Here is a 4727-nt window from a genome sequence, read left to right as displayed (position 1 = left end):
ATTACGATAAGCCCTAGCAGCAATGCTAGGGCTTTTTCGTGTCTGTTTTTTATGCCATGAAAGAGACAATACACGGGCCCGTTGGCTCGCTTTGGTTTATTATTGAGCTGATATGGGTCAGTGCATTATTATAGTTCGCCACTTTTATATTCCTATCGCGATTTTTCAATCTATTTCTGACTGAGTAAAAGCAACTAAGACTGGGTTTCTACCGAAAAAGCGGACGATAACTGAACAAGAAAAGCTGTGGTTTAGTGAGCGAATACCGATATCTCACCTGTATTTAAAAGTGGTAACTGCAAAAATTCTAATCGAACAGACAGTACTATTTGCTGAGAAAGTTACGTTAGTAGATAAAGTAGATAAAGTAGATAAAATAGATATAAAGCCAATCTCCCAAAGCTGCAGAATGTGAAATGCCTCTCGTTGGCTCTGCTGACCTGTTGAGTCGGTGGTGTGCCTTCATTGCATTATGCTTTGACTAAACGACTGCGAAATTTCGTCAAAAAACCTACTGAAACCTATCACATACAGCATCCTTACTAAGGCTCAAATGAAAACAGCTGAAGATAAGTAGTTTATTGATTAAGTTGGACAGGTAGAAGCAAAACTATAGATCTTGTTGGCCGGGAATGCTGACAGCACACTTGATCCATGACGAGACACTTACGCCTGGCCCTATGAAATGTGGCAGCTAAATACCGTGCGCCAGTCGACTCCGTCTTTGGTTAAATCCAAGTTAGGTGATAGGGGCTTCTGAGAGTAATCGGTTTACGATACAATGCGACTTTCCTTTGATGAATAAGACTGCCTCAGTGACCCATTCCGTTTCTCTAAAATCACATAATACCTTTGGGCTTGAGCACTCCTGTCGAGAGCTTATTACCGCTAAAACTACAGAGCAGCTGATCTCTTGCTGCTTAGCGCTTTATCAAGCTAAAGAGCCCATGCTGGTGCTTGGTGGCGGTAGTAACGTCATTTTCTGTGACGATTTTAAGGGCACTGTGGTACTTGTTGAAACGAGAGGGATTGAAATTGCTGAGACTGAAGATTTTCACCTTCTTTCGGTTGCAGCGGGAGAGAATTGGCATGAACTCATTTGCTTCTGTTTAGCACAAGATATTGCTGGATTAGAAAACCTTGCGCTTATTCCCGGCAAGGTGGGTGCTGCGCCGATTCAAAATATTGGTGCTTACGGTGTTGAGTTAACGGATATATGTGACTGGGTTGAATACGTGGAACTTGCCACTGGCAAGCATATTCGACTGAATGCAAAAGACTGTCAGTTTGCTTATAGAGATTCAATTTTTAAGCAGCAATTATTAGGTAAAGCACTAATTACTCGAGTGGGCTTTAAAGTCGCTAAAGTATGGACACCTAAATTGGATTATGGACCACTTAAGGCACTAAAAAATACCAATGTAACGCCTAGAGAAGTGTTTGACTGTATCTGCCAAACTCGAATGACTAAGCTACCTGATCCCAATAAGGTCGGTAATGCCGGTAGTTTCTTTAAAAACCCGGTGATTGCTAACCATCAATTTAATGCCCTAGTGCATCAATTCCCGAGCATCGTCGGATATCCCCTAGGGATGGCTAATACAAAAGTTGCCGCAGGTTGGCTCATTGAGAATGCTGGATTAAAAGGTTATCAAGTTGGCGGCGCTGCAGTACATCAAGATCAAGCGTTGGTATTAATAAACCGAGACAATGCCACCAGTAATGATATTTTAACGCTGGCACAGCATGTGGTCGATTGTATTGAAGACAAGTTTGGTATCAAATTAGAGCCAGAACCTAGAATGATCGCGGCGACTGGAGAAAGGAGTTTATAACATGGCAGAGCAATGGAGTCGTAAGCGCAGCATCTTAGCTGAGCTTGCTAATGGGCATTTTGTTTCAGGCGAAGCATTAGCGGCAAAGCTTGGGGTATCGAGAACGGCAGTCGCTAACCATATTAGCGGGCTGGAAGGTTATGGCGTTGATATTTATTGCGTCAAAGGTAAAGGTTACAAATTAAGTAACCCGCTATCTTTAGTGGATGAAAGCTCGTTAAAAAGTGGAATCAAGCAGCGATGTTTCTATTTTGATGAGATCCCCAGTACCAATGGTTTTATCCTAAAGCATGCCGATGAACTCGATTCTGGTGATATTTGTGTCGCTGAATATCAGTCCGCTGGGCGGGGCCGAAGAGGGCGTGTTTGGGTATCGCCTTATGGATGTCATCTTTATTTCTCTATGTATTGGCAGTTTCCGCAGGGAATGGCTCAGGCGATGGGGTTAAGTTTAGTGGTTGCGTGTTCCATTGTGTCAGTGCTTGAGCAACTAGACGTGCCCAATGTGGGAGTTAAATGGCCTAATGATATCTACTTGGCGGGCAAGAAATTAGCGGGTGTATTGATCGAGATGAGCGGCCACACCGACAGCGAATGCAATCTTGTGATCGGCATTGGGTTGAATATGGCGATGAGCGAGCAGCAAGGAAAATCGATTGACCAGCCTTGGAGTGATTTAACCTCTCTGGAAAATATGCCTAATAAGACAGCATTGCTGACGTTGTTGCAGAAACAGTTACAGCAAGATCTGTGCAAGTTTCAAGATGAAGGTTTAGCGCCTTTTCAAGCTCGATGGGGAGAGGCAGATCTCTTTAACGGCCAAGAGATCAAGCTCATTATAGGTACTGAGGAAGTTCATGGCATTTGCAGAGGCATTGATCAGCAGGGAGCCGTAATGCTCGAGACTACTAACGGCCTAAAGAGCTTTATTGGTGGTGAAATAAGCCTACGATCTTTAACTTAACGAGTACTATTTTCTTAAGAGGACTTGATCCATTCGATGGTCCTGTCCTTTTTGCAAAATAAGATGAGCTCGTTCACGAGTTGGGTGGATATTTAAGGTTAAGTTTGGCCCATTGATGCTGTCCCAAATTTTTGATGCTATCGCTGTTGCTTCAGCATCGCTTAATTGAGAGTAATGGTGAAAATAAGAGCTATCTTCACTAAATGCTCCGGTTCTAAATTGTAGAAAACGTTCTATATACCATTTCTTTAATAATTCTTCTTCTGCATCAACATAGATACTAAAGTCGACAAAATCAGATACAAATGGACGTCGAGTGTCTACCGCTGAGTCTTGCCCAGTCTGCAATACATTTAAACCTTCAATGATAAGAATGTCGGGTTGACGGACCCACTGTAACTGATTAGGTATTCTGTCGTAGGTGATATGAGAGTAGATGGGGGCACTGACGGCCGACTCCCCCGCTTTTACTGCTGAAATAAACTCGACTAACCCCTTCATATCGTAACTTTCTGGAAATCCTTTACGTTGCATTAAACCACGGCGCTTAAGCTCTGCCAGCGGATGCAGGAAACCATCTGTAGTCATTAAATCGACTTTAGGATGTTCGGGCCAATGACTGAGTAGTGCCTGCAAAATACGTGCTGTAGTGCTTTTCCCTACAGCGACACTGCCGGCAATGCTAATAATGTAGGGTCTTTTCGGCGGAACTCGGCCGAGAAATTCATTAAGTGCTAAGCCGCGTTGCTGTTTAGCACCTACATTAAGATTGAGTAGTCGACTTAAAGGAAGATAAATATCAGTGACTTCTGAAAGTGATATTTTTTCGTTGATACCGCGCAGATCAGCTAGATCATTTTCACTGAGTGTTAAAGGCACCGATTCTCTCAATTCAGCCCATTGCTGACGCTCGAAAGGTAGGTAAAGTGCTTTATGAATTTGATTGTTTTGCGTCATTGCGAAGTTCTCCGTTAAGGAGGGCAGATTACACTATGAATTTATTATCGACAACTGCTACGGGATAGTCGTTTAGCCAATGTTGAGTAAATCAATTTAATTGGCTTAAAAGTAAACATTAAGGCGTAAATGCGCGTAAAAAACCCTCTGTTGGTGTTTTTTTTAGAAAAAAAACGATTTTGCTATTGCACTTATGCTCACACTTCCATAATATCCGCTACCGAAATGACACGCCGGCATAGCTCAGTTGGTAGAGCAACTGACTTGTAATCAGTAGGTCCCGAGTTCGACTCTTGGTGCCGGCACCATTTCCCTGGAGGGGTTCCCGAGTGGCCAAAGGGATCAGACTGTAAATCTGACGGCTCAGCCTTCGAAGGTTCGAATCCTTCTCCCTCCACCACTTTCTAGTTAGTTAGGTAACCTGAAGTAGGTTACGCGGATGTCGTATAATGGTATTACTCCAGCCTTCCAAGCTGATAACGCGGGTTCGATTCCCGCCATCCGCTCCAAATTCTTGCTGATAATACTTAATCAGTAGAAAGCACTCGATTACGAGTGCTTTTTCCCGTTTAAGACCTTCTGTCAGCACGCCTCCTGCTTCTTATATATCTTAATTATCTTACTCACTGATTCGGTAGCATTTATGCATCGGATTTTTTGCTACATGCAGTTTCATCACCAGTATTTTGGATTGGGGCAATACCATGGCTAAAGAAAAATTTGAACGTATTAAACCGCACGTTAACGTTGGTACTATTGGTCACGTCGACCATGGTAAAACAACGCTAACAGCTGCTATCTCGTCTGTCTTAACTAAGACTTACGGTGGTGAAGTTAAGAATTTCGCACAAATCGATAATGCTCCTGAAGAGCGTGAGCGCGGTATTACAATTAATACTTCTCACATCGAATATGACACACCTGCACGTCACTACGCACACGTAGATTGTCCTGGTCACGCCGATTATGTT

Annotated in this window: 4 protein-coding genes and 3 tRNA genes; 6 read left to right on the top strand and 1 reads right to left on the bottom strand. The window is 43.1% G+C overall.

Annotation, left to right across the window (positions count from 1 at the left end):
- Nucleotides 1-797: 797 nt before the first annotated feature.
- Both murB and birA read left to right on the top strand, forming a co-directional pair.
- Nucleotides 798-1835 carry a UDP-N-acetylmuramate dehydrogenase gene (gene murB / locus L2729_RS21375; protein WP_248990037.1) on the top strand — a complete coding sequence of 346 codons (1038 nt, stop codon included), beginning with the start codon at nt 798-800 and terminating at the stop codon, nt 1833-1835.
- Nucleotide 1836: 1 nt separating this feature from the next.
- Complete coding sequence (gene birA, locus L2729_RS21370; RefSeq protein ID WP_248990036.1) at nt 1837-2799, top strand: bifunctional biotin--[acetyl-CoA-carboxylase] ligase/biotin operon repressor BirA; 963 nt, start codon at nt 1837-1839, stop codon at nt 2797-2799.
- 6 nt (nt 2800-2805) lie between these two features.
- Here the strand turns inward: birA and coaA are convergent, their stop codons facing one another.
- Nucleotides 2806-3756: a type I pantothenate kinase gene (gene coaA / locus L2729_RS21365; protein WP_248990035.1), complete on the bottom strand. Its 951-nt coding sequence runs from the start codon at nt 3754-3756 to the stop codon at nt 2806-2808.
- A gap of 232 nt (nt 3757-3988) precedes the next feature.
- Here coaA and L2729_RS21360 point away from each other — a divergent pair.
- The 4 genes from L2729_RS21360 to L2729_RS21345 form a co-directional block, all read left to right on the top strand.
- A tRNA-Thr gene (locus tag L2729_RS21360) sits at nt 3989-4064 on the top strand.
- A gap of 7 nt (nt 4065-4071) precedes the next feature.
- Nucleotides 4072-4156 (top strand) — tRNA-Tyr (locus L2729_RS21355).
- Nucleotides 4157-4191: 35 nt separating this feature from the next.
- Nucleotides 4192-4265 (top strand) — tRNA-Gly (locus L2729_RS21350).
- A gap of 195 nt (nt 4266-4460) precedes the next feature.
- The coding region (locus L2729_RS21345; protein WP_248990034.1) for a GTP-binding protein at nt 4461-4727 on the top strand (267 nt) is incomplete at its 3' end.

Source organism: Shewanella gelidimarina, from assembly GCF_023283945.1.
GTDB lineage: Bacteria > Pseudomonadota > Gammaproteobacteria > Enterobacterales > Shewanellaceae > Shewanella > Shewanella gelidimarina.
The sequence above is the reverse complement of the archived record's forward strand: the minus strand, read 5'-3'. Positions and strand labels throughout refer to the sequence as shown.

Excerpts from the sequence above, each read along its gene's own strand:
- murB (WP_248990037.1), top strand. The coding sequence starts at position 798 with ATGAATAAGACTGCCTCAGTGACCCATTCCGTTTCTCTAAAATCACAT.
- birA (WP_248990036.1), top strand. The coding sequence starts at position 1,837 with ATGGCAGAGCAATGGAGTCGTAAGCGCAGCATCTTAGCTGAGCTTGCT.
- coaA (WP_248990035.1), bottom strand. The coding sequence starts at position 3,756 with ATGACGCAAAACAATCAAATTCATAAAGCACTTTACCTACCTTTCGAG.